Origin of the sequence: Chitinophaga sp. (assembly GCF_035761305.1) — a bacterium.
Taxonomy (GTDB): Bacteria; Bacteroidota; Bacteroidia; order Chitinophagales; family Chitinophagaceae; genus Chitinophaga.
In genome coordinates this window covers 84733-109126 of sequence record NZ_DASTRI010000286.1, presented here as the reverse complement: position 1 = coordinate 109126, position 24394 = coordinate 84733, and the positions used below count along the sequence as shown (strand labels likewise).

The window sequence follows — 24394 nt, the reverse complement described above, 5'->3', positions numbered from 1 at the left end:
GTTACTCCAAAAATTGTTGTATGTGCAATGGCAACCCTGCATGCTGCTTTATTGCTTACGGCATAAAGGCGTATGCTCATTTTCACTGTTAACCGGCTCTGAAAGGTGAACGGTTGAATGGAAGGGCAGTGCCCTTAGGCTGCACGGTTTACGCGCCGCAAAAATAAAGCGCCGGATGTCATATTCCAAATTCCGGGGAAAGGTTATTTTACCGGTACAGGCGGCATTAAGGTATCGGGCTGCATCATGTTGCTGGAGTCAAAGCTGGCAGGTGGTATGTAGTTAGGGATAATACTCTCGAAGGTGAGGGATATTTTCCATTGGCCATGCTCTTTGATCAGCTGCAGCATTTCCTTTTGTTTAGAGGAGGAGTTGAGCACGGTAACCGTGGCTTTATCGCCGTTCTCCTGGCTGTCAACCACCTCTATATGGGCGTTTTTGATCTTTTCCCGTTCTGCTTCGTTACGGCGGGCATCAAAGAAAGAGTAGAGCTGAATTACCTGTTGCGACTCTTTGGTGGCGTAATCCCTGGCCTGTTCAAAGTTGGATTCCTGGATGGCATGCATAAACTCAAGCGCCACCTCCTGGGGTGAAGCCCGTTTTTTACAACCGCTCAGCAAGTATCCTGTTATGAACAGAAGGGTAAGAATTCGCAAAAATTTGGTCATGCAGTTGCTAAATTAAAAATATATCATTAACAAAAATAGGGGGAAAGTCTAAATCTACAAAGAAAGCAATACGTTCAAACGTATCAACTGCAAACCATACGCAAGCGTCCCCGTATTCAGGCGTTGAACTTACTATAAACGCTGTTAAGGAAGTGTTAATTGTGACCTTAGCCGGGAGGGGCTTTGGGCTGGCTGCCAAAGGCTAATTGCCGGTAAGTGATTACATTAATGTTCTTCCCGCTCCTTGGCGCCTTCATAAGCCCGGATAATGGCTTTTACCAGGCGGTGCCTTACCACATCTTCCTCATCCAGCTGCAGGTAGCCGATACCGTCTATATGCCGCAGTATACGGGTGGCTTTTTCCAGCCCCGATTTCTGGTTCTTGGGAAGGTCAATTTGCGTGAGATCGCCGGTAATAATGGCTTTGGCGGAGGCGCCGATACGGGTCAGGAACATTTTCAGCTGCAGGTCCGTAGCGTTTTGCGCCTCATCCAGGATAATGAAGGAGTTGTCCAGCGTACGGCCACGCATATACGCCAGTGGTGCTATTTCTATTACGCGGTTGGTCATAAAATAGCTCAGCTTGTCGGCCGGTATCATATCGTCCAGCGCATCGTACAGCGGGCGCAGGTAAGGATCTATTTTTTCCTTCAGGTCGCCGGGCAGGAAACCCAGGCTTTCGCCGGCTTCCACCGCGGGGCGGGTGAGAATGATCTTACGTACGGCCTTGTTCTTGAGGGCGCGTACGGCCAGGGCAACGGCGGTATAGGTTTTACCGGTACCTGCCGGCCCGATGGCGAATACAATGTCGTTCTTTTCCGCCAGTGACACCATTTTCTGCTGGTTGGCCGTGCGGGCCCTTACGGTACGGCCGTTGGGGCCAAACACCAGCACATCATTCGGATTCCGGTCTGTAAAGTTGTCTACCTTTTCCTCATCACCCAGTATCTGTTCAAAATATCCTTCTGAGAGGTTGCCGTTACGTTCCAGGTACTTCACAATCTGGCCTATCTTATCTTTTGCGGTGGCTACCTCTTCAGGCGCACCGGACAATTTAAGCTGCGTACCGCGGGAAAGTATTTTTAGCAGCGGGAATTTCTTTTTGAGCAGGTCCAGTTTTCCGTTATTAACGCCGAAAAACTCGATAGGGTTAATGCTATCTAAGTTGATAATTGATTCTGTCAAATCTAGTCTGATTTTAGCTGTTCAGCTGTAATATAAATGTTTTCAGTCAAACCGGCCTGGCAGAATTGTTAAGCAATTACTAAATCCGGTAACCGTTTTGCTTAAACGCTTCAGCCCGTTCAGCAACAGCCGGATCACCCGGCGCCGGTATGCGTGCTGCCAGTATAGCTGCGTTGCGGGCGCCTGCCTTGCCTGCCGCCAGGCGTTTGTACAGCCGCCATACCAGCCGCGGCAATGATCACGCCAAAGCCGTTCTTTTGCGCGTTCATAAATAGTTCCCGTAACTTGCCGGGGAGGCCGTAATAATCATTACTTTCATGCTTTCTACTTTTAGTCGCTCAAAGATATTCAACCTTTAATAAATGTTGAAATAGGAAAATCCACAATCGTGGAAAAGTGGCTGGTAATAAACAACGTATAACCATTCAAATAATTATTTCTTACATTTAAGCTTGAATATTCCCCTACTATGAACCGGCTCAATTTGATTTTCATTGTGGATGACGATCCTATTCATCAGCAGATTACACAGATTATGATAGACAGGCAGGGGATCAGCAATGCGATGCAGACGTTCTCCGACGCACAGGAAGTGCTGGATTACCTGCAGGGACACCAGGAGGATTACAATGCTTTGCCGGATGTGATATTACTGGACCTTAACATGCCTGTGATGGACGGGTGGGACTTCCTGGCTGCGTATTCCAGGCTGCACAACGCGCTTTGCAGGAACGTGCTGATCTATGTGCTGACTTCTTCCATTGATGAAAGCGACCGTGAAAGGGTAAGCAGCTATTCTTTTGTGAAAGGATACCTTACCAAGCCTTTATCCAGGGACACGATTTTACAGCTAGGACTGGATTGATAAGTTTTTACAGCACAGCGGCAGCCCTGTACTTATTTAGTTCCCCGATTGTTTCAGCTGCCTGATCACCGCTTCGGGGTCCGGGGCGGAAAATACGGTATTGCCTGCTACCAGCACATCTGCGCCGGCTGCTACTACTGAGGCGGCGTTGGCTACGGTAATGCCCCCATCTACCTCAATCAATGCCTGCGAGCCGTGCTGCTGTATCAACGCCTTCAACTGCCGCAGCTTGGGCAGTGTTTGGGGAATAAATGACTGCCCGCCAAAGCCCGGGTTTACGCTCATCACCAGCACCACGTCAATATCCGCGATTACATTTTCCAGTATCTGCACCGGCGTATGCGGGTTAAGCGCCACGCCGGCTTTCATGCCCAGCGATTTTATTTGCTGTATGTTGCGGTGCAGGTGCACACAGGCTTCGGCATGTACGGTAAGTATATCGGCGCCGGCCTTTTTAAAGGCTTCGGCATACTGTTCGGGATGTTCTATCATCAGGTGCACATCGCATACCTTTTGCGCCCGCTGCGTTACCTGTGCAATTACAGGAAGGCCAAAGCTGATGTTGGGTACAAACTGCCCGTCCATTACATCCAGGTGCAGCCAGTCGGCTTCGCTGCGGTTTACCATATCCACTTCTTTACCTATTTCCAGGAAATTAGCGGCCAGCAGGGAAGGAGCGACGAGCGGAAAGCGAGAATCCATGAGAATTATGAGTTAATTACGAATTGTCAATTACGAAATGCGAATAATTACGAATTGCACAAGTGCCGTTTTTAATTAGCGGTTACCTGGCATGCAATGCATTATACATGCTGCTGAAAATAACTGCACTTACAATTATAAGCACAAATTTATGAAAGCGCATAAATAATCTTAATCCTAATAAGGCAGCTTTAATTACTTTCCTGGTAAAAGCCGCGGTTACAACCGGTATGCTGCATTTGATCCTGTTATCTAATACCTAAGTTGCTCACTAAGGCAGCTGCTCCTGTCGCACATCCATCATTCGTAATTATTCGCATGCATGATAATTTTCAAAGGCACTTTCGGTAAGGAGGAACAGGCAATGCTCCCCTTCGCGGAGTCGTAATTGACCATTACTTCACTCTTTCCAGCGCAGCTTTTGCTTCGGGGTAGCTTTTACGGAAGGTAAGGGCTTTGCTGTAATCATCCCGGGCAGCCTTTTTATTGCCCAGCTGCTCATAGCAAAGGCCGCGGTAGTAGTAGGCTTCCGCATCAGTAGGCTTGGCCCTGGCTGCCAGGGTAAAATAATTAAGGGCGGGCTTCCACTGCTGCTGCTGCGCGTGCAGCCTGCCCAGCGCTATGTAGGCAGCGGCATACCCGGGGTCTGCTTCTATACATCGTTTATACGTAGCTGTTGCTTCCTTTATTTTTTGCTGTTCCTGGTAATACTGCGCCATGTCATACAGGGGATCGGCATTGGTGGGGTCCTGGGCAAACGCCATTTCATAATATTTCACGGCTGCCTGGTTATGGTGCGCCCGCAGCAGGTCGGCCAGCTCCATTACCGCTTCATACTCGCTTTGTTTGCCGGCTTTGGCTACAGCGGTTTCCAGGTGGCCGATGGCCTGGGCAGTGTCGCCATGATCCTCTGCCATGCGGGCTTTCAGGTAAAAGGCCTGTGCAAAGGCATCGGGTTTTTTTTGCATAACGGCGGCCAGGCTGTCGGCGCGCGGGTATTGCTTTGTTTCTATCCAGGCCATGGCCAGGCGGTATTGCAGGTAAGTATTTTCCGGGGCGGTTTGCAGGGCTTTTTCAAAATAGTCGCCCGCAGCTTTGTAATGTCCGGTTATAAGGGCGGCTTCGCCGGCGCCTGCCCAATGATCGGTAACCGTTGGCTGCAGTTGTGCGGCCTTTTCAAAGTCAGCCTGGGCCAGGGCGGGATCCGTATTAAACAGCAACAGCGCCCGGCGGAAGTATAGGTTGGCATTGCCGGGAAACCGCTGGATGGAGTCGGTAAGCGGGAGGATAAGCGGTGAGTAAAGCACGGAGTCTTTTGCGGCTTTTTTGACCGGTGTGGCGGTATTGTTACAGGCAAGGCAGCCGGCAAATAACAGGATCGGCAGATATTTCATGCTGCGAAAATAAGCATGCTGTGCATAAATAGCTATAGCAGCTGCAGCGAGCCTGCTGTAGCGGTTTTCAGCGCGGCCATACCGGCGGAAGCAGGGTAAAAGGGCAGTCATAGTAAAGTTTTTATGCAATTGTAACGCTAGGAACTACCAATAGATTGTGGACTTAATGTGGACTTGATACGGATATGACGCGGGGTAGATGTATAGAAGACGGCAAAAAAGTAGGAGCCGCGAAGGCTCCTTTCCTGAAAAATGATAGTGTTGGATATTGTACATTTAACGTATAGGCATTAGCGCTGCATCATCCATTCCTTTAGCGCGCCGTATTCTGCCGGCAGCAACACCGCCTGCTTTTGCAGCTTGTACAGCGTTTGTACGCGTTCCGGTATTGTGATGGCTGCTTGCAGGCCGGCCGGCGCGGTATCGGCAAACTTAACCGGGTGGGCGGTTTCCAGGAAAATACCGGTAGCCGGGCCGGGGTTGTTTTGCAGGTACTGCTGCAGGCCAAGATAACCCACAGCGCCGTGCGGGTCCAGCATATAGCCGTGCTGCTGCCATACCTGCTCCATAGCAGCCACGGTTTGCGCGTCTGTAAAGCTGTACGACGACATTTTCTGCTGCAGTGACGGCAGGTTGTTGGCAAATAACTGCAATATCCGTACGAAATTGCTGGGATCCGCCACATCCATGGCATTGGAAAGGGTGGGCATGGCCGGCTGCGGCGCATACCGGCCGTTTTGCATAAAGCGCGGCACTGTATCGTTTATATTGGTGCTGGCCACAAAATGTTTTACAGAAAGCCCCATGGCAGCGGCCATAATGCCTGCGCAAATGTTGCCGAAGTTGCCGCTGGGCACCGAAAATATAATACCAGGATCGGCCCCCATCATTTTCACCTGTTTGGCGGCCAGCAGGTAATAGAACATTTGCGGCAGCCAGCGGGCTACGTTAATGGAGTTGGCAGAGGTAAGCAGGGAGTGCTGCTGCAGCTCCTGGTCCAGGAAGGCGGTTTTTACCATGCGCTGGCAATCGTCGAAAGTGCCCTGTATTTCCAGGGCGGTAATGTTGCCGTTGAGCGTAGTGAGCTGCTTTTCCTGCAGCGTGCTTACCTTGCCGCTGGGGTACAGGATTACTACCTGCACGCCGGGCACATGATGGAAACCATAGGCCACGGCGCCGCCGGTATCGCCCGAAGTGGCCACCAGCACGGTTACCGGGCGGGCGTCGTTCCGGCGGAAGTAGCCCAGGCAGCCGGCCATAAAACGGGCGCCTACATCCTTAAACGCCAGGGTAGGGCCATGGAACAGCTCCAGCGCATATACATCCTTTTGCACAGGATGCAGTGGAAAAGGAAAGCTTAATGTGTCCTGTATGATCTGCTGTAATTTAAGGGAGGGGATCTCACTGCCTACAAACGGCTGAATGGCGCGGTAGGCAATATCAAAATCGTCGTAATTATCCAGGAAATCCACCAGGTCTTTTTCCAGCGCAGGAATATGCTCAGGGAAATAAAGCCCTTTATCCGGCGCCAGCCCCTGTACAACGGCTTGTTCAAAAGATACGTGGTGTTGTTTGTTCTGTAAGCTGAAATATTGCATCTCTGTTAAATTATGAAGTAAGCGGTTGGTCTTACTTCGTTCATCCTATTACTTTTACGCCTTCTTTATTAATGGGCGATACGTGTACTTTATAATCCACGCCCAGCGGCGCATACACGCTGTCCATGGTATCGGCCACCTGGCGGGCAACGGCTTCGCCTTTGCTCAGCATGAATACAGACGGGCCGGAGCCGGAAATGCCGCCGCCCAGGGCGCCGGTTTCCTTACACTTCAGCTTCAGCTCATAAAAGGCCGGAATGAGGATAGCGCGTACCGGCTCCACAATCACATCTTCCAGGGCGCGGCTGATAAGACCATAATTTTGCTGGTACAAACCGGCCACCAGCGCGCCAACATTGCCCCACTGGCGAATGGCGTCTGTCATCAATACTTTTTGTTTCAGTATTTCACGGGCATCGGAGGTTTTTACCTCTATCTGCGGATGTATAACGGTTACCCATAAGTCGTCCGGCGTATGCAGGCCGGTGATGTCCAGCGGCTTGTAGCTTCTTACCAGGGTAAAGCCGCCCATAATGGCAGGGGCCACATTATCCGCATGGGCAGCGCCGCTGGCCAGCCGCTCGCCTTCCATGGCAAAGCGCACCAGCTGCTTGGGCGTGAAGGGCTGTCCCAGCAAATGGTTGGCGCCTACCACTGCGCCGGCAGAGCTGGCGGCGCTGGAGCCTATACCGCTGCCGGGTTGTATGTTCTTGAATATCTCTACCTCAAAGCCTATATCCGGGTTGTCATATTTCTGCAACAGGGCCTGCAGGGCAACGCCGGCCACATTTTGCGCGGGGTCGGTAGACAAGCGGGCGCCATGCACTGCGCTGATCTGCACGCCCGGCTGCTCGCTTCTGCGGATGATCATCTCATCGCCCGGGGCATCCATTGCCAGCCCTACCACATCAAAGCCGCAGGCTACATTGGCTACGGTACCGGGTGCGAATACTTTTATTGAGTCCATGAGTTAATTAATTACGGATTATCAATTACTAATTACGAATTGGAATGCAGGTGTTCTTCCATCTGCCAACTCATTATCTGTAATTATCAATAGTATGTTGTGTTATGCTATGTTGTGATGAAAACTATCACCATATAATTATCAATTACACTTGCCAATTACAAATTAAGTCTTTGCTGTTACAGTTAACAACTTTCAGCCACCGCACAAAATTCGTAATTGCCTCTATCTCGCTGTTCTGATAATATCCGCGAAAATGCCGGATGCCGTTACATCTGCTCCTGCGCCGGCGCCTTTTACAATCAGCGGCTGCTGCGCATAGCGGTTGGTGGTGTACAGCACAATATTATCCTTGCCTTCCAGCTGGTAGAACGGGTGTTCCGGGCCTACTGCCTGCAATCCTACGGAAGCTTTGCCGTTGCGGTAGGTGGCCACAAATTTCAGGCGTTTGCCTGCTGCATCGGCATGCTGGCGCAGCTGCCGGAAATGGTTGGCATGCACATCCAGCTGCTCGTAGAAGTCTGGTACAGAGGGCGCTTCCAGCGCGGCTTCGGGCAGGAATGAGTTGTTTACAATATCTGTAAGCTCCATCACAGCGCCGCTTTCGCGGGCCAGTATCAGTATTTTGCGCATTACGTCGGTACCGCTCAGGTCTATACGCGGATCGGGCTCGGTGTAGCCTTCATCCTGCGCAGCCTTTACCACTTCCCGGAAAGAAACGTCGTTCACAAAGTGATTGAACACGTAGTTCAGGCTGCCGGAAAGCACGGCCTCTATGCTGTTCACCTTATCGCCGCTGCGTACCAGGTCGTTCAGGGTATTGATCACCGGCAGGCCTGCGCCTACATTGGTTTCAAACAGGAACAATGCATTATAGCGGCGGGCCAGCTCTTTCAGCTGTTTATAATAGGCGTAGTCGGATGCGCAGGCTATTTTGTTGCAGGTAACCACGGATATGCCGTGCTGCAGGAACTCGCCGTATACCGCCGCCACGTCGCCGCTGGCGGTGTTATCTACAAATACGCTGTTGCGCAGGTTCAGGGATTTTATTTTCTGTACAAAAGTCCAGATGTCGGTGTTTTCGCCTGCTGCCGCCAGCTGCGCTTTCCAATCGGTAATATTAATGGTTTCATGGCCAAACAGCATTTTTTTGCTGTTGGCAATACCGGCTACCCTTATCTGCAGGCCCAGCTCTTTTTCGAGATAGCTGTGCTGCTGCTGCAGCTGCTCCAGCAGCTTGCTGCCTACATTGCCTACGCCGGCAATAAATACGTTCACCTGTTTCAGCGGTGTTTCAAAAAAGGCTTCGTGAATAACGTTCAGGGCCTTTTTAATATCCGGGCGGTTAATTACCGCCGAAATATTTTTTTCCGTAGAGCCCTGCGCGATAGCGCGCACATTCACCCCGTTGCGGCCCAGGGCGCCAAACAGCTTGCCGCTGGTGCCGTGGTGGTTCTTCATTTTGTCGCCTACAACGGCTACAATGCAAAGGTCGCGCTCTACGATCAGCGGCTCTATCTGCTTTTCCTGTATTTCCTGTGCAAACTCGCTGTCAACGATTGTTTTTGCCTTCAGCATATCTGTTTCGTGTATGCCTACTGTTATGGAGTGCTCGGATGAGCTTTGGGTAATGAGTATAACGTTAATGCGCTCCTGCAAAAGGGCGTCGAACAGGCGGCGGGAAAACCCGGGAATGCCTATCATGCCGCTGCCTTCCAGCGTTAGCAGCGCAATGTGCTGTATGCCGGAAATGCCGGTTACCGGGTAGCTGCGGTTATGGCCGTCGTGCACATGAATAAGGGTGCCGTGGTCTTCCGGCGCAAAGGTATTTTTGATCCAGATGGGAATGCGTTTGGTCATTACCGGTTGTATGGTAGGCGGGTAAATCACCTTGGCGCCGAAGTGGGAAAGCTCCATGGCTTCCTCATAGCTGATGTGCGGAATGGGAATGGCCTGCGATACCAGGCGCGGGTCGGCGGTCATCATGCCGCTGACATCTGTCCAGATATCCAGCACTTCCGCATTTACGGCTGCGGCAACAATAGCGGCGGTATAGTCGGACCCGCCGCGGCCCAGGGTAGTGGTTTCCCCTTCGGCGGTGGCGGCTACGAAGCCGGGTAGCACCACGTAGTCGGCCTTCTCTTCCTGGAAGTACTCGGCTACCTGGTGGTTAGTGGCCAGGAAATTAACATGGGCGCTGCCAAAGTAGGCGTCGGTCACAATCAGCTCCCGGCTGTCTTTCCAGGCGGCGGGTGCGCCCAGCTGTTTCAGCTTTTCGGCCAGCATATAGGAAGATACCAGCTCCCCGAAGCTCATGATTTTATCCAGGGAGCGCTTGCTCAGCTCTTCCACCTGGAAAATGCCGTCGCACAGGGTTTCCAGGGTATTCAGCTTTTTCTTTACCTGGCTTATAATGCCGCTTTGGGCGGTAATCGGGAACAGGGTGCGGATGGTGTTGAGATGAAGGGTTTCAATTTCCTGTAATACGGTTTTATACTGGTCCTGGCCTTTGGCAGCAAGCTGTCCGCACCGGATCAGCTTATCTGTAACGCCGCTCATGGCAGAAGCCACAATAGCAAAGCGGCCCTGGGGTTTCAGGTGAAGGATGATATTGCAAACCTGTTCTATAGCCCTGGTACTGCCCATAGACGTACCGCCGAATTTTAATACCTGCATGGTGAAACTTTGAATTGATGGATGCGTAGAAAAAGTGTGTTCCCTTTGCGGGACCTGCCACCGGAGTGGTCGTGGGACGATATGTTTTCATTAACCCCTCACAGGGGTTGTAATGGTGGTTGTGGTAATAGTGCTGATGCCAGCCCCGGAGCCAGGGCCTGCTGTAATAATAAAGTATGTAGATATTGGTAGCACTATGGTAGAAAATTTACTTTCCGGTAACAAAAGTGGAAATTTTAAGTTTAAAAAGCAACTTAATTGTCAAATTTTTGAAATAATTAAAATTACATTGGATTATTAAGAAGAAATACGAAATATCAGGCGGTTGTGGATGGGTTTGTTAATGGGATGGCGGAAGCGGGAGAAGGAATGATTGGAGCTGTTGGGCGGATAATGGCGTAAGCATTGAAAGCAGCAGCGAGGATAATTTGCGTGGGTGAGTGAGGGAAAAGTTGGACGATATTACCGCAATAGGCTATTTTTGATATATAAAGGTGCTTTTATGCCTTACTTCAGGAATTTCACGTATTATATTGATAAACGGAAATGGAAATATTATTTCCTGCTGGCAACACTTGCCATGGACTCGTTTGTGTAAACGAAGCAAAAAGTAAAAGGGAAAAAGCAAAAAGAAAAATATTAGCGGTTGCACATCCGGGCGCTTTATTTCCATATCCTGCTTCTTAATTCAATCATCTTACTTCATTTATCTTACTTCAAAAACGGTCACATGCCTCAATACTATAAGCTGGGACAGATCCCGCATAAACGCCATACCCAGTTCCGTAAACCCAACGGCTCCCTGTATTCGGAGCAGCTTTTTTCTACAGAAGGGTTTTCATCGCATTACTCGCTGTTGTACCACTGCCATCCGCCCACGGAAATCATTAAGGTAGATGAACCTTATGCTGCCGCACCCCGCATAGCAGAAGAAAAAATGCTGAAGCACCGCAGCTTCCAGGGCTTTAATATTAAACCGGTGCCCGATTTCCTGGCCAGCCGCAAAGCCGTGCTGGTAAACAGCGATTGCCAAATTGTGCTGGCCGCGCCGCAGCATGGCATGCAGGACTATTTTTACAAAAATGCCGATGCCGATGAAATGATCTTTGTGCACGAAGGCTCCGGTGTGCTGCACACGCAGTACGGGCAGCTGCCTTTCGATTATGGTGATTACCTGGTAATACCCCGGGGCACCATTTACCAGGTTAGCTTTACAGGCACCAACAACCGCTTGTTCATTGTAGAGTCGTTTAGTCCTATCCGTTTTCCCAAGCGGTACTTAAGCCAGTACGGGCAACTGATGGAGCATGCGCCTTTTTGTGAAAGGGACATCCGGCAGCCGCAAAACCTGCAAACCATTGACGAAGCGGGGGATTTCCTGGTCCGTATAAAAAAGAAGGGCATGATGTACCCCATCCACTACGCGCATCACCCGTTTGATGTGGTGGGCTGGGATGGCTGCGAGTACCCGTTTGCCTTTTCTATTCACGATTTTGAGCCTATTACCGGCCGTGTGCACCAGCCGCCCCCGGTACACCAGACCTTTGAGGGCAAAAACTTTGTAGTGTGCTCTTTTTGTCCCCGCCTGTTCGACTATCATCCCCTTTCCATACCTGCGCCCTACAACCACAGTAATATTGACAGCGATGAGCTGCTGTATTATGTAGACGGGGATTTTATGAGCCGCAAGCACGTAACCCGTGGCATGATTACCTTGCACCCCGGCGGCATACCGCACGGGCCGCACCCAGGCGCTGTAGAAAAGAGCATTGGGGCAAAGGAAACAAAAGAGCTGGCCGTAATGGTAGACACTTTTCATCCGCTGCAGATTACGGAAGATGCGCTGGCAATTGAAGACAAAGGCTATGTAATGAGCTGGGCCGAGTAAGGCTTGGGCAATAACGGGCCGGTTATTGCGGTAACAGGCACATGCTTGCATTAAAACGGCCTCATGTACCGGCTGTTATGGCCGGTTTTGCAGCATTTCCCTGGCCCGTGTTACCGTATCTACCGCCTGCTGCCGCAGCTGCGGGTTGCCTGCGGTCATAACGCGCAGCAGCTGTTGTGCTTCGTGCAGGAACACTTTTGCAAAGGAGGGATCCTGCTGCGCTATTTCTGTTGAGTTGTCGATAATATCCGCGTACTTAATGGTTTGCGCTTCTGTCGGTGTATGAGCCAGCCGCTCTGCCTCCCTGGCTTTGCGGGCCCGCCGGTTCATATGCGGGTAGCTGGCTTTTACGTACACATCTGTGAGGGCCTCTACCAGCTCAATGGTTTTAACTGCATTGCCATCGCCCATGATCGGTAACAGGAAGTTGTAAATGGTTTCTTTGGTAACGGGGGTATCTTCCAGCACATCGTGCAGCAGCGCTGCGGAGAGCACGGTCACATCTGCTGTATAGCTCCGGCAAAGCGCCATTACCCGCACGGGGTGCACAATGTAGCGGTCCGGCGTGTATTTGCGGGTTTGTTCGCCATGGGCACGGTCTGCAAAATCTCTTACCTGTTCCAGTATTGTTTCCATCATGCGCAGCTATTCAAAAAGATATAAAGTAATAGCAAAAAAAATACCTGCTTTGCCTTTTATTTACTTTTATCTTTGGTACCTTCTAAATCAGTCATCATATGGAATACAGGCAACTAGGAGAGAGTAATTTAAAAGTATCGGCCATTACATTTGGCGCATGGGCCATTGGCGGTTGGATGTGGGGCGGCGCAGAGCGGAAAGACGCGGTGGAAGCCATTCATGCGGCTATTGAGCACGGCGTAACGTCTATTGACACCGCGCCTATTTACGGGCAGGGATTGAGTGAGGAGATCGTAGGGGAAGCCATTAAAGGGCAGCAGCGCGACAAGCTGCAGCTGCTCACCAAGTTCGGCATGCGGTGGGACCTGACCAAAGGTACCCTGGCCTTTAAAAGCAAAGACAACAGCGGCAAAGACATTGACATTTATAAGTATGCCGGCAAAGAAAGCATCATAGAAGAATGTGAGAACAGCCTTAAAAGGCTGGGCACAGATTATATTGACCTGCTGCAGATACACTGGCCGGATGTAACCACGCCCATAGAAGAAAGCTATGAGGCCGTACTGCGCCTGAAGGAGCAGGGCAAAATAAGGGAGGCCGGTGTTTGCAACTATAATGTGGAGCAAACGCAGGCAGCAAACAACGTGGTGAAGCTGGCCTCTAACCAGGTACCCTTTAGCATGGTGGAAAGAAGTATTGAAAAAGAGCTGGTGCCGTACTGTATAGAAAACAAGATAGGCATACTGGCTTACAGCCCGCTGCAAAGGGGCATTCTTACGGGCAAAATAAAGCCCGGCCACCAGTTTAATGAAGGCGATACCCGCGAAGGCAACCGCTTTTACCAGCCGGATAACATTAACCGCATTAATGCTTTCCTGGATGAGCTGCGGCCTATGGCGGAAAGTAAAAACGCTACGCTGGCGCAGCTGGTGATCCGCTGGACCATTGAGCGCCCGGGCATTACCGTAGCCCTGGTAGGCGCCCGCGATGCCAACCAGGCCATACAAAATGCCAAAGCCATTAATGTAAAGCTGAGCGCAGAGGAGATTGATTATATTAATGAGCGGCTGTATAAGCTGCAGCTGGCGTAAAGATGTTTATATACGATAGAAGACCCGGGAAGGTAAAGCGCTTTCCCGGGTTTTTTGTGTCAGATGATCAATGCTATAAATCCTTATATTTGTGATTATGGGTTTAGTTTACGCAGAAATAGAACTTATAAATGGCGGAGATTTGGAATTAGTCCGCCGTGGCTATATGGACCAGGATGAAGTAAAACGGATGTGGGTGAATGCGCTGGTAGATACCGGCTCCTATATGCTGGCTATCAATGAAAACATACAGGAACAGCTGCAGCTGCCTGTTGTTGAGAAAGGAAAAGCGCAGCTGGCCAACGGCCACATTGTTGAATGTGATGTGGTAGCGCCGGTGGAGCTGCGTTTCAAGAACCGCCAAACTACCTGCCGCGCCATGGTGTTGCCAGGTAATTCCGAGCCCTTACTGGGCGCCATTCCCCTGGAAGATATGGATGTGCTCATCCATCCGCTGCGGCAGGAGCTGATTGTCAACCCCGATCATCCTTATTTCGCCCAAATGAAAATGAAATAATCCCGCTCAATTCCCAAATACTTCGTATAATTGCGTTAGCAACCATTTCATGCATAACCTGCATTCATATTACTTCTTAATGGCTACTCTGGCCATGGATTCGTTAGCCGCCTGATGCCGGCTGTTACTGCTGACTATTACTCCAACGGTATTGTGTACAAGCCCGCAACGTGTGTTATACACGGTATTCCTCATTGAATGTATTCATAAACCAATCACATACACCAAAACTTTCTAAATCCATAAACATGCATACAGCTACCGCACCTGTAGCAAACACCAATGCACAGGACTTTTTACCGCTGAACGGTACCGATTATGTTGAATTTTATGTAGGCAATGCCAGGCAGGCCGCGCACTTTTATAAAACCGCCTTCGGCTTCCAGTCGGTAGCTTATGCCGGCCCTGAAACCGGCGTAAAGGACCGCGCCTCTTACGTGCTGGTACAAAACAAGCTGCGCTTTGTGCTTACCACGCCATTAAAGCCCGGCAACGACATCTCCCACCACATTGAAAAGCACGGGGATGGCGTAAAAGTGCTGGCGCTGTGGGTGGATGATGCCCGCGCGGCCTTTGAAGAAACCGTGAAAAGAGGCGCCCGCCCCTTTATGCAGCCGGTAGTGGAAAAAGACGAGCATGGCGAAGTGGTGCGCAGCGGCATACACACCTATGGCGATACCGTACACATTTTTGTTGAGCGCCGGAACTACAACGGCCTCTTCCTGCCGGGTTACAGGGAGTGGAAAACCGCCTATAACCCCACGGAAACCGGTTTACAATATGTTGACCATTGCGTGGGCAATGTAGGCTGGAACGAAATGAACACCTGGGTAAACTTTTACGCCGAAGCCATGGGCTTTCACAACCTCATTTCCTTTGACGACAAGGATATTTCCACGGAATACTCCGCTCTCATGAGCAAGGTAATGAGCAATGGCAACGGCCGCGTAAAATTTCCCATCAACGAGCCGGCAGAAGGCAAAAAGAAATCGCAGATCGAGGAGTACCTGGATTTTTACGGCGGCCCCGGCGTACAGCATGTAGCCATTGCCACCAACGACATTATCCATACTGTTAGCGAGCTGCAGCGCAGAGGCGTGGAGTTCCTCACAGTACCGGCCTCTTATTATGATGAGCTGCTGGAGCGGGTGGGCAAAATAGATGAAGACATTGCCCCGCTGCGGGAGCTGGGCATCCTGGTTGACCGCGATGAGGAAGGCTACCTGCTGCAGATATTCACCAAACCCATACAGGACCGTCCTACCGTATTTTTTGAGATCATACAACGCAAAGGCGCCAAATCCTTTGGGAAAGGCAATTTTAAAGCGCTGTTCGAGTCAATAGAAAGAGAGCAGGCGCGCAGGGGTAACCTCTGATCCCATCTGTGAAACAGGACCGGGCTGGGGCGGCCAGAAGGAATGTAAAATCATAAATGTAAAATCTAAAATGTAAAAGTAAAACTCACCTGATACATTACTGTACCTGGTTTTGGGGCATTTTACTTTTACATTTAGTATTTAAAATTTTACATTTATGATTTTACATTCCTTCTGGCCGCCCCGGCCCTTATTGTTTATGCCGCTGCTTGCACATGCGCCCGGCCTGCCGTAATTTTGACAATAATCCACAACTTTAGCACGTTTGTTTTATGAGTACACAAACAATATTCGGTATCTTGTTCCTGCTGGGGGGAATTTTTCAATCCATTACAGCCTACCTCATTTACCAGGGGCATGAGCATTATATAATGAGGTTAACCAACCGCAAAATTGGTATTGTTATATATATTATTTTTGCATTATTATTATTCCTGCTGGCGTATATTAACCTGTTCGGCAGGGGGCACCAGCCGGGATAACGGGACTTATGTGGTATAAAACTTTGTTAAAAAATATATGAAGCGGATCATTGCAGCGGTATTATTAGTGTGCAGCGTGTCAACAGCATGGGCGCAGCAATCATTCCTGGAGAACCAGAAGCTGTTTCCCAAGGTAGGCACCGCCTACCGGGACAAGGAGGAAGCGCTGAAAAAGGAATTTGAGAAAAAAGGGCTTACTTACCCGGCCAAATATATTTTTTTACGTTCCTTTAAGCTGGATAGTGAGCTGGAAGTATGGGTAAAGAACAGCGTGACCGATACCTTCCGCCTGTTCAAAACCTACCGGGTATGTACCCTTTCCGGCAAAATGGGCCCCAAACGTAAGGAAGGCGACCGCCAGGTGCCGGAAGGATTCTATTACATCAACGATTTTAATCCTAACAGCAACTACCACCTGTCACTGGGGTTAAATTATCCCAATTATTCCGATAAGATACTGAGCGACCCTAAAAAACCGGGCGGCGAGATCTATATACACGGCAGCTGCCTTACTGTTGGCTGCATTCCTTTAACCGACGAATACATTGAGGAAGTGTACATACTGGCCGTAAACGCTAAAAATGCCGGGCAGGATTTCATACCCGTGCATGTTTACCCGGTAAAATTCGGTAATACCCGCTCTATGGACTACCTGGGCGGCGTATCCCTTACGGATAACAGCTCCCAGCAGTTTTGGGTAGAGCTGAAAAGCGCCTACGACTATTTTGAAAAGCACCACCGCCTGCCGGTAGTGCTGGTAGATAATAAGGGTAAGTATATAATGTAACGGTACTACATTGTATATAGCGAAGCGGCTGTTCTTTCCCGGGGCAGCCGCTTTTTTATTGCCGCCATCCCTTTTCAGGCGCTGTTTATCTCCCCCCGGGACGTTATAATATTGTTAATCTGCAACCGTTTATGATCATAGCCGGCCGGTTACCGCGTTTTGTAGTACATAATTATCCACTTATTGATTATTTTAGGGACGGTGTTTGTTTTTTGCCATATTTTTCAAAACTTGAGCCGAAAGGTCAAATCAATTTACCATTATGAACAGAAGAGATGCTATTAAGAACGTTGCCCTGCTAATGGGCAGCGCCATTTCTGCTTCCACGTTAGCGGCCCTCGAAGGCTGTACAAGCTCCGCGCCTAAGAACTACGCCCTGAACGCGCCGGAAACCAAATCCGCGTTAGCCGAAATTACGGAAACCATTATCCCGGAAACCGATACGCCAGGTGCAAAGGCGGCCAAGGTTGACGAATTTATTGTGATGATGATGAACGACTGCTATGAGCAGAAAGACCAGCAGGTATTGCTGGACGGCCTGAAGAAGATAGATGAAGCCAGCAACAAGCAGTACAAAAAGCCTTTTGTTAAGCTCACCGCCGATCAAAAGACCGCCCTGCTCACTGAAATAGATAAAGAGCGCGTGGCCTACAATAAACGTGAGAACAAAAAGAAAGAAGACCCTGTGCATTATTTCCAGCTCATTAAAGAGCTTACGCTGTTAGGCTACTTTACCTCCGAACCCGGCGCCACCAAAGCCCTGCGCTATGTGGCCGTACCTGGTAAATATGAAGGCTGCACCCCGTACAAGAAGGGCGAGAAGGCCTGGGCTATGTAAAACCAACAGTAAATGTATTCACTACAAAACGTAAAAATTCCATGAATCTGAATATAAAGGCAAAGGAACAGAACACCTACGATGCAATTGTGATCGGTTCCGGCGTAAGCGGCGGATGGGCCGCTAAAGAGCTTACTGAAAAAGGTTTGAAAGTGCTGATGCTGGACCGTGGTAAAAAGCTGGAGCACGTAAAGGATTATGATACCGCCACCAAAGCGCCCTGGGAATTTCAGCACAGGGGCCGTATTACCAACGAGCAGCGCGAAACGCATCCCAAGCTGAAACGCGACTACCCTTACAGCGAGCATAACGAAAAATTCTGGATAAAAGACAGCGACAGCCCGTATAACGAAGTAAAAAGGTTTGACTGGTACCGCCCGGATATTGTAGGCGGTAAATCCATTATGTGGGGCCGCCAGTCGTACCGCTGGAGCGACCTTGATTTTGAAGCCAACCTGAAAGACGGCATTGCCGTAGACTGGCCTATCCGCTACAAGGATATAGCTCCCTGGTACGATTATGTGGAGCGCTTTGCCGGTATCAGCGGCCAGGCCGAAGGGCTGCCCCAGCTGCCGGACGGACAGTTTATGCCGCCGATGGACATGAACTGCGTGGAAAAGGAAGTGAAGAAAAGGATAGAAGAGAAGTTTAAAGGCCGTACTATGACCATAGGCCGTGTGGCCAACATTACCAAGCCCCTGCCGGGCCGTACCAACTGCCAGTTCCGTAACCTGTGCAGCCGCGGATGCCCGTTTGGCGCTTACTTCAGCACGCAGTCATCTACCCTGCCTGCAGCAATGGCCACCGGTAACCTTACCCTGCGCCCCGACTCTATTGTGAACTCCATCATTTATGATGAAAAGCAAAACAAAGCCACCGGCGTACGCGTAATAGACTCGCATACCAAGGAAATGACCGAGTATTACGCCAAGATCGTTTTTGTGAACGGCTCTACCCTGGGCTCTACTTTTGTGCTGATGAACTCTACGTCGAACCGCTTCCCCAATGGTTTGGGCAACGACAGCGGCGTACTGGGCAAATACCTGATGGACCACCACTTCCGCACCGGCGCATCCGGCACTGTGGAAGGTTTTGACGATCACTACTACTTTGGCCGCCGCGCCAACGGCATTTACATACCCCGCTACCGCAACATTGGCAGCGACAAGCGCGATTACCTGCGCGGCTTCGGCTACCAGGGCGGCGCCAGCCGCAGCGGATGGCAGCGCGGCATTGCCGAAATGGGTGTAGGCAAGGACTTTAAGGATGCCATCTCAGAACCCGGTACCTGGACCATGGGCCTGGGCGGTTTTGGCGAGTGCCTGCCCTACGAGGAAAACAAGGTAACGCTGGATAATTCCGTAAAAGACATCTGGGGACAGCCGGTGCTGAAGTTTGATGCAGAGTTCAAGGAAAATGAAATGAAGATGCGGAAAGATATGATGAACGATGCGGCGGAAATGCTGGAAGCAGCCGGCGCCAAGGATATACGCACCTTTGATAACGGTTCTTACCCCGGTATGGCTATTCATGAAATGGGCACCGCCCGTATGGGACGCGATCCTAAAACCTCCATCCTTAACAGCTGGAACCAGATGCACGCCGTAAAGAACGTGTTTGTAACAGACGGCGCCTGCATGGTATCTACCGCCTGCGTAAACCCGTCGCTTACCTACATGGCGCTTACTGCCCGTGCGGTAGATTACGCGGTAAAGGAAATGAAGAAAGGAAACATATAAGTCAATTACGAATTGGTCAATTACGAATTACGAATTAGCCGCGATGGTGAACAGCATAACATGGTTAACTGTAACGGCGAGGTTTGATTTGTAATTGACCATTTGTAATTTATAGGGATAATTTTTCACCACAACATTAATGTTACGGTTGGTTAATTCGTAATTAACCAATTCGTAATTGAAGCTTATGAATCTTAACATTAAGGCCGTAAAGGACAATACCTATGATGCAATTGTTGTAGGTTCAGGCATCAGCGGGGGATGGGCCGCCAAGGAGCTGTGCGAAAAAGGACTGAAAACACTGGTGCTGGAAAGGGGGAACGACGTACAGCATATTAAAGACTATACCACAGCCATGATGGCCCCCTGGGAGTTTAAGCACCGCCTGCAGCTTAGCAATGAGCTGAGAGAAAATTATCCCATACAAAGCCGCTGCTACGCTTTCGATGAGTCATCCAAACAATATTGGGTAAACGATAAGGAAAATCCTTACAATGAAATAAAGCCCTTTAACTGGCTGCGCGGGTACCATGTAGGCGGCCGGTCCCTTATGTGGGGCCGCCAGTGCTACCGCTGGAGCGACCTGGATTTTGAAGCCAATATGAAAGACGGGCACGGGGTTGACTGGCCCATACGCTATAAAGACATTGCTCCCTGGTACGATTACGTGGAAACCTTTGCCGGCATCAGCGGCCAGGCAGAAGGATTGCCACAGCTGCCGGACGGCAGGTTTTTACCGCCCATGGAAATGAACTGCCTGGAAAAACACGTAGCTGCCCGCATCAAAGAAAAGTATAACGACCGTATTATTACTATAGGCCGCGTAGCGCATGCCACCAAACCCATGCAGCATGGGCGCGCCTGCCAGTTCCGCAACCTGTGCCACAGGGGCTGCCCCTTTACCGGCTACTTCAGCAGCAACGGCGTTACGCTGCCTGCTGCCGCAGCTACCGGCAACATGACCCTGCGGCCGGATAGTATTGTAACGGAAGTAATTTATGATGAGCAAAAAGGCAAAGCCACCGGCGTACGTGTGCTGGATGCGCATACCCTGCAAACCGTGGAGTATTATGCCAATATCATTTTCCTGAACGCGTCTACACTGGGCACTGCCTTTGTGCTGCTGCATTCCACCTCCAACCGTTTTCCCAACGGCCTGGGTAACGACAGCGAACAGGTAGGCCATAACCTGATGGATCACCACTTTGGCGTAGGCGCCGATGGGGAGTTTGACGGTTTTGAAGACCAGTATTACAATGCCGGCCGCCGGCCCAACGGCATTTATATACCCCGGTTCCGTAACGTAAACGAAGCCACGAAAGTGAAAGATTATGTGCGTGGTTTTGGCTACCAGGGCGGCGCGGGGCGCGGCCGCGGCACCGGTGCAGAAGGAGTAGGCGCTGCCTTTAAAGCATCACAAACAGAGCCGGGCAAATGGTCAATGGGCATTGGCTCCTGGGGCGAGTGCCTGCCGTATTATGAGAATAAGGCCACGCTGAACAAAGACAAAAAAGATAAATACGGTTTGCCCACCCTGGATATTGATTGCGAGTTCCGTGAAAACGAGCTGGCCATGCGTAAAGATATGCAGGCAAGCGCCCGCGAAATGCTGGAAGCAGCGGGTTTAACCAACGTGCGGAGCTATGACGATATGCCGCCTCCGGGCCACTGCATTCACGAAATGGGCACCGCGCGTATGGGGCACGATCCCAAAACATCGGTGCTCAACCGCTGGAACCAGGTGCACGCTGTAAAGAACGTGTTTATAACAGACGGTTCGTGCATGGCGTCATCCGCCTGCCAGAACCCATCTGTCACTTATATGGCGCTTACCGCCCGCGCCTGTGATTATGCTGTAAAAGAATTAAAGAAGGGGAACGTTTAACGTTTCCCTTCTTTTCAACTATTTTCGCTCTTGTCTATACGTTTTTAACCATTACATGTTTTACCCTGCTATCCTTTTTTCAGAATGTTAACTTTGACCCTGACTTTTTTAACAAGAGCAATGAGAATACATTTACTGGCCCATTTGTTATTCATCGCCTGCTGCTTTACGCAAGGCGCTTACGCACAGGAAAAGCACACCTTTGCGCTTTCAAAAACAGATTTTTTACTGGATAGCCAACCCTTCCAGATCATCAGCGGAGAAATGCATCCTGCCCGCATTCCCCGGGAGTACTGGAAGCACCGCATACAAATGGCGAAGGCCATGGGCTGTAATACCATTGCCGCCTACGTGTTTTGGAACTACCATGAGCAGGAGCCCGGCGCCTTTGACTTCAGCAGCACCAATCATAATGTTGCCGAATTTATAAAAATGGTGCAGGCGGAAGGCATGTGGGTGCTGCTGCGCCCCGGCCCCTATGTATGCGCTGAATGGGAGTTTGGCGGGCTGCCGCCTTACCTGCTGCGCACACCGGATATTAAGGTGCGCTGCATGGACCCACGGTATATGGAGGCGGTAGAGCGGTATGTAAAAGCGTTGTCGGCACAGGTAAAACCGCTGCTGGTAACCAATGGCGGGCCTATACTGATGGTGCAGGTGGAAAATGAGTACGGCAGCTATGGCAACGACAAGGCATACCTGAACCGCCTGAAAGCATTGTGGGAAGAAAACGGCATTAACGTACCTTTTTATACGGCAGATGGCCCGGCGGTTCCTAACCTGGAAGCAGGCACCGTAGCCGGCGCCGCTATTGGCCTGGACTCCGGTGGTTCTGACGCCGACTTTAACCTGGCGGCCAGCCTGTACCCGGGTGTGCCCGTTTTCAGCAGCGAGTCGTACCCCGGCTGGCTTACCCACTGGGGCGAGCAATGGGCCCGGCCCAATAAGGAAGGCATATTACGCGAAGTAAAGTACCTGCTGGATAACGAGCGTTCCTTTAACCTGTATGTAATACATGGCGGCACCAACTTTGGCTTTACCGCCGGCGCCAACTCCGGCGGCAAAGGTTATGAGCCGGACCTTACCAGCTATGATTATGACGCCCCTATCAGCGAGCAGGGCGTAGCCACGGAAAAATATATGGAGCTGCGCAGGATCATCGGTAACCACCTGCATAAGGCGCTGCCCCGCATACCTGCGCCCATACCCACAGTAAGCTTTTCCGCGGTGCCGCTCATACCATTCACCAGCATATGGGAGCAGCTGCCCGAAGCCGTGCACTCCGCGCAGCCAAAGCCCTTTGAAGCTTACGGACAGGACTATGGCTTTATGCTGTACCGCACCCGGCTGGTAGGGCATAAAAGCGGCAAGCTGGTGATCACAGACCTGCATGATTATGCCACCATTTACCTGAACGGGCAATATATGGGTAAGCTGGACCGCCGCCTGGGCGAAAATACCTTTGAGCTGCCCAAAACCGATGTAAAGGAGCCGGTGCTGGAAATACTGGTAGAAGGAATGGGCCGCATTAACTTTGCCCAGCACATTATAGACCGCAAAGGCATTACCGACCGCGTTACGCTGAACGGCATGACGCTTATGAGCTGGGATGTGTTTGGCCTGCCCATGACGGAAAAGTACATACAGGGGCTGCATGCCACCAGCGGCACCACCGCCAAACCCGGGCAGTTCTTTAAAGCCACCTTTAAGCTGTCGCGTGTAGGCGATACCTATATTGATTTTACCCGGCTTAAAAAAGGCATCATTTGGGTGAACGGGCATAACCTGGGCCGCTACTGGGACATAGGCCCGCAAAACCGCCTGTATTGCCCTGCAGGCTGGCTTAAAAAAGGCAATAACGAAATTGTGGTGTTTGACCTTCACCAGGTAGGGCCATCATCCATCAGCGGGGCAAAAACACTGGAATAGGTTTTGTTGAGCCGCCGTGGTTTCCAGCTGCGGCAGGTCGGTGCGTAACGCGCCGGTAACAGGGAAAGGCACGCCTGTGCGATAGTCACGGGCTGTAGGGTTGTTGCTTTTTTCCCTTATCACCCGGTAAATGCGGTCTTTCCCCGGGTGAAAGTTATCAAAGCTTTGTTCAAACGCCAGCACCAGGAATATCAGCAGAAAGGCGCTGAACCCTATTGCCAAACCTGTAATGTTTACAAAGAAATGTGTCCTGTTGCGGAGCAGATTCCTGAAACCTGTTTTGTAATAGTGGCTGAACATGGCGCGCGGCTTATTTGTTAGGAAAGCGGAAAGGGTTCAGCTAACAAGGTGCCATAGTTGGGAGGCGGTGAAAATCAATGCGCTACCATACCGGTAAGCAGATGGAATGTGCGATTTTGCAACAGGGCTGTCCGCTTCCGGACAATAAAACCGGTTACAATATACCGCTGCCGTGGCTGCCTTGATTTTTCAGTATAAAAACCTTAACTTACAATAACTGGTTTTTCATATTTCTTCATTTTTAAAAGGCCTCGTTATGGGAACTGTACGTAATATCCTGCAGGCCAAGGGTCATGCAGTATACTCCATTAATCCCGACAGCAGCGTGTTTGAAGCGCTGAAAGTACTGGTAGACAGGAATGTGGGCGCTTTAATGGTCGTTGACGACCAGGGCAAATTCCTCGGCGTTTTCTCAGAACGTGACTATGCCCGCAGGGTGATCCTGAAAGGAAGGGCGTCCAAAGAAACCACTATCCGCGAGATCATGACGGAACGGCCCATCACCGTTTGCGAAAATGACTCTATTGAAGACTGTATGGTAAAGATGACGGATAAACGCATCCGCCACCTGCCTGTAACGGATGAGCAGCAACGTTTAATAGGATTGATCTCTATCGGTGATGTGGTGAAGTTTATAATCGATGAGCAGCGCTACATTATCAACAACCTGGAAAGCTACATCAGCGGTACACACACGTGATTTACCATGGCACAGATTTACGGTTGCAGGTGCTATGAACGCAGCTTAAAGGCGGTTATACATCTAAAATCGTAAATCTGGAATCAATTGATGTTTGGATTATATTTTTTTTGTAAATTCATATCACATATTCTTCACCGTAAGAGATCTTCGCCTGCCGGTTAGCAA

22 protein-coding genes are annotated in these 24394 nt (G+C 50.5%); 12 read left to right on the top strand and 10 right to left on the bottom strand.

Annotation, left to right across the window (positions count from 1 at the left end; all coding sequences use genetic code 11):
* Window positions 1-203 precede the first annotated feature (203 nt).
* The 3 genes from VFS25_RS24685 to VFS25_RS24675 form a co-directional block, all read right to left on the bottom strand.
* Complete coding sequence (locus VFS25_RS24685; protein ID WP_326464859.1) at window positions 204-668, bottom strand: DUF4878 domain-containing protein; 465 nt, start codon at window positions 666-668, stop codon at window positions 204-206.
* A gap of 225 nt (window positions 669-893) precedes the next feature.
* A complete protein-coding gene (locus VFS25_RS24680; protein WP_326464858.1) occupies window positions 894-1853 on the bottom strand; it encodes a PhoH family protein in 960 nt (319 codons plus the stop codon).
* 134 nt (window positions 1854-1987) lie between these two features.
* The gene (locus tag VFS25_RS24675; RefSeq protein ID WP_326464857.1) at window positions 1988-2122 is read right to left on the bottom strand and encodes a hypothetical protein; all 135 of its coding nucleotides are present in this window, start codon (window positions 2120-2122) and stop codon (window positions 1988-1990) included.
* 200 nt (window positions 2123-2322) lie between these two features.
* Between VFS25_RS24675 and VFS25_RS24670 the strand changes: the two genes are divergently transcribed.
* Window positions 2323-2718, top strand: a complete 396-nt coding sequence (locus VFS25_RS24670) for a response regulator (protein ID WP_326464856.1) — start codon at window positions 2323-2325, stop codon at window positions 2716-2718.
* A 36-nt stretch (window positions 2719-2754) separates the two neighbouring features.
* Here the strand turns inward: VFS25_RS24670 and rpe are convergent, their stop codons facing one another.
* The 5 genes from rpe to thrA form a co-directional block, all read right to left on the bottom strand.
* Window positions 2755-3420, bottom strand: coding sequence for a ribulose-phosphate 3-epimerase (gene rpe / locus VFS25_RS24665; protein ID WP_326464855.1), 666 nt, complete (start codon window positions 3418-3420; stop codon window positions 2755-2757).
* Between the two features lie 395 nt (window positions 3421-3815).
* Window positions 3816-4925, bottom strand: a complete 1110-nt coding sequence (locus VFS25_RS24660; protein WP_326464854.1) for a tetratricopeptide repeat protein — start codon at window positions 4923-4925, stop codon at window positions 3816-3818.
* 179 nt (window positions 4926-5104) lie between these two features.
* Complete coding sequence (gene thrC / locus VFS25_RS24655; RefSeq protein ID WP_326464853.1) at window positions 5105-6412, bottom strand: threonine synthase; 1308 nt, start codon at window positions 6410-6412, stop codon at window positions 5105-5107.
* A 40-nt stretch (window positions 6413-6452) separates the two neighbouring features.
* Window positions 6453-7379 carry a homoserine kinase gene (locus VFS25_RS24650; RefSeq protein ID WP_326464852.1) on the bottom strand — a complete coding sequence of 309 codons (927 nt, stop codon included), beginning with the start codon at window positions 7377-7379 and terminating at the stop codon, window positions 6453-6455.
* Between the two features lie 225 nt (window positions 7380-7604).
* The gene (gene thrA / locus VFS25_RS24645; protein ID WP_326464851.1) at window positions 7605-10055 is read right to left on the bottom strand and encodes a bifunctional aspartate kinase/homoserine dehydrogenase I; all 2451 of its coding nucleotides are present in this window, start codon (window positions 10053-10055) and stop codon (window positions 7605-7607) included.
* Window positions 10056-10785: 730 nt separating this feature from the next.
* On the opposite strand from thrA, the gene VFS25_RS24640 reads away from it, so the two are divergent.
* The gene (locus VFS25_RS24640; RefSeq protein ID WP_326464850.1) at window positions 10786-11943 is read left to right on the top strand and encodes a homogentisate 1,2-dioxygenase; all 1158 of its coding nucleotides are present in this window, start codon (window positions 10786-10788) and stop codon (window positions 11941-11943) included.
* 75 nt (window positions 11944-12018) lie between these two features.
* Here VFS25_RS24640 and VFS25_RS24635 read toward each other — a convergent pair whose 3' ends face one another.
* On the bottom strand, window positions 12019-12582 hold the full coding sequence (locus VFS25_RS24635; RefSeq protein ID WP_326464849.1) for an HD domain-containing protein: 564 nt from the start codon (window positions 12580-12582) through the stop codon (window positions 12019-12021).
* Between the two features lie 98 nt (window positions 12583-12680).
* Here VFS25_RS24635 and VFS25_RS24630 point away from each other — a divergent pair, with 98 nt between their 5' ends.
* The 9 genes from VFS25_RS24630 (at window position 12681) to VFS25_RS24590 (ending at window position 23226) form a co-directional block, all read left to right on the top strand.
* Window positions 12681-13673: an aldo/keto reductase gene (locus VFS25_RS24630; protein ID WP_326464848.1), complete on the top strand. Its 993-nt coding sequence runs from the start codon at window positions 12681-12683 to the stop codon at window positions 13671-13673.
* 142 nt (window positions 13674-13815) lie between these two features.
* Window positions 13816-14190, top strand: coding sequence for an aspartyl protease family protein (locus tag VFS25_RS24625; RefSeq protein WP_326464847.1), 375 nt, complete (start codon window positions 13816-13818; stop codon window positions 14188-14190).
* 248 nt (window positions 14191-14438) lie between these two features.
* Window positions 14439-15566, top strand: a complete 1128-nt coding sequence (hppD, locus tag VFS25_RS24620) for a 4-hydroxyphenylpyruvate dioxygenase (protein ID WP_326464846.1) — start codon at window positions 14439-14441, stop codon at window positions 15564-15566.
* A 272-nt stretch (window positions 15567-15838) separates the two neighbouring features.
* A complete protein-coding gene (locus VFS25_RS24615) occupies window positions 15839-16048 on the top strand; it encodes a hypothetical protein (RefSeq protein WP_326464845.1) in 210 nt (69 codons plus the stop codon).
* Window positions 16049-16085: 37 nt separating this feature from the next.
* Window positions 16086-16835 (top strand): L,D-transpeptidase family protein, encoded by a 750-nt coding sequence (locus VFS25_RS24610; RefSeq protein WP_326464844.1) that lies wholly within the window; start codon window positions 16086-16088, stop codon window positions 16833-16835.
* A gap of 262 nt (window positions 16836-17097) precedes the next feature.
* Window positions 17098-17673 (top strand): gluconate 2-dehydrogenase subunit 3 family protein, encoded by a 576-nt coding sequence (locus VFS25_RS24605; protein ID WP_326464843.1) that lies wholly within the window; start codon window positions 17098-17100, stop codon window positions 17671-17673.
* 41 nt (window positions 17674-17714) lie between these two features.
* Entirely contained in the window at window positions 17715-19412 is a 1698-nt protein-coding gene (locus tag VFS25_RS24600) for a GMC family oxidoreductase (RefSeq protein WP_326464842.1), read from the top strand.
* A 187-nt stretch (window positions 19413-19599) separates the two neighbouring features.
* Complete coding sequence (locus VFS25_RS24595; protein WP_326464841.1) at window positions 19600-21297, top strand: GMC family oxidoreductase; 1698 nt, start codon at window positions 19600-19602, stop codon at window positions 21295-21297.
* Window positions 21298-21417: 120 nt separating this feature from the next.
* On the top strand, window positions 21418-23226 hold the full coding sequence (locus VFS25_RS24590) for a glycoside hydrolase family 35 protein (protein WP_326464840.1): 1809 nt from the start codon (window positions 21418-21420) through the stop codon (window positions 23224-23226).
* Here the strand turns inward: VFS25_RS24590 and VFS25_RS24585 are convergent.
* On the bottom strand, window positions 23194-23448 hold the full coding sequence (locus tag VFS25_RS24585; RefSeq protein WP_326464839.1) for a hypothetical protein: 255 nt from the start codon (window positions 23446-23448) through the stop codon (window positions 23194-23196). The genes VFS25_RS24590 and VFS25_RS24585 overlap by 33 nt on opposite strands.
* Before the next feature lie 334 nt (window positions 23449-23782).
* Between VFS25_RS24585 and VFS25_RS24580 the strand changes: the two genes are divergently transcribed.
* Window positions 23783-24226, top strand: a complete 444-nt coding sequence (locus VFS25_RS24580; protein WP_326464838.1) for a CBS domain-containing protein — start codon at window positions 23783-23785, stop codon at window positions 24224-24226.
* The last annotated feature ends 168 nt before the right edge of the window (window positions 24227-24394 follow it).

Coding starts and splice junctions, on each gene's coding strand:
- VFS25_RS24595 (WP_326464841.1), top strand. CDS start 19,600: ATGAATCTTAACATTAAGGCCGTAAAGGACAATACCTATGATGCAATT.
- VFS25_RS24610 (WP_326464844.1), top strand. CDS start 16,086: ATGAAGCGGATCATTGCAGCGGTATTATTAGTGTGCAGCGTGTCAACA.
- VFS25_RS24675 (WP_326464857.1), bottom strand. CDS start 2,122: ATGAACGCGCAAAAGAACGGCTTTGGCGTGATCATTGCCGCGGCTGGT.
- VFS25_RS24650 (WP_326464852.1), bottom strand. CDS start 7,379: ATGGACTCAATAAAAGTATTCGCACCCGGTACCGTAGCCAATGTAGCC.
- thrC (WP_326464853.1), bottom strand. CDS start 6,412: ATGCAATATTTCAGCTTACAGAACAAACAACACCACGTATCTTTTGAA.
- VFS25_RS24600 (WP_326464842.1), top strand. CDS start 17,715: ATGAATCTGAATATAAAGGCAAAGGAACAGAACACCTACGATGCAATT.
- VFS25_RS24640 (WP_326464850.1), top strand. CDS start 10,786: ATGCCTCAATACTATAAGCTGGGACAGATCCCGCATAAACGCCATACC.
- VFS25_RS24660 (WP_326464854.1), bottom strand. CDS start 4,925: ATGACTGCCCTTTTACCCTGCTTCCGCCGGTATGGCCGCGCTGAAAAC.
- VFS25_RS24605 (WP_326464843.1), top strand. CDS start 17,098: ATGAACAGAAGAGATGCTATTAAGAACGTTGCCCTGCTAATGGGCAGC.
- thrA (WP_326464851.1), bottom strand. CDS start 10,055: ATGCAGGTATTAAAATTCGGCGGTACGTCTATGGGCAGTACCAGGGCT.
- VFS25_RS24630 (WP_326464848.1), top strand. CDS start 12,681: ATGGAATACAGGCAACTAGGAGAGAGTAATTTAAAAGTATCGGCCATT.
- rpe (WP_326464855.1), bottom strand. CDS start 3,420: ATGGATTCTCGCTTTCCGCTCGTCGCTCCTTCCCTGCTGGCCGCTAAT.
- VFS25_RS24590 (WP_326464840.1), top strand. CDS start 21,418: ATGAGAATACATTTACTGGCCCATTTGTTATTCATCGCCTGCTGCTTT.
- VFS25_RS24635 (WP_326464849.1), bottom strand. CDS start 12,582: ATGATGGAAACAATACTGGAACAGGTAAGAGATTTTGCAGACCGTGCC.
- VFS25_RS24685 (WP_326464859.1), bottom strand. CDS start 668: ATGACCAAATTTTTGCGAATTCTTACCCTTCTGTTCATAACAGGATAC.
- VFS25_RS24615 (WP_326464845.1), top strand. CDS start 15,839: ATGAGTACACAAACAATATTCGGTATCTTGTTCCTGCTGGGGGGAATT.
- VFS25_RS24670 (WP_326464856.1), top strand. CDS start 2,323: ATGAACCGGCTCAATTTGATTTTCATTGTGGATGACGATCCTATTCAT.
- hppD (WP_326464846.1), top strand. CDS start 14,439: ATGCATACAGCTACCGCACCTGTAGCAAACACCAATGCACAGGACTTT.
- VFS25_RS24580 (WP_326464838.1), top strand. CDS start 23,783: ATGGGAACTGTACGTAATATCCTGCAGGCCAAGGGTCATGCAGTATAC.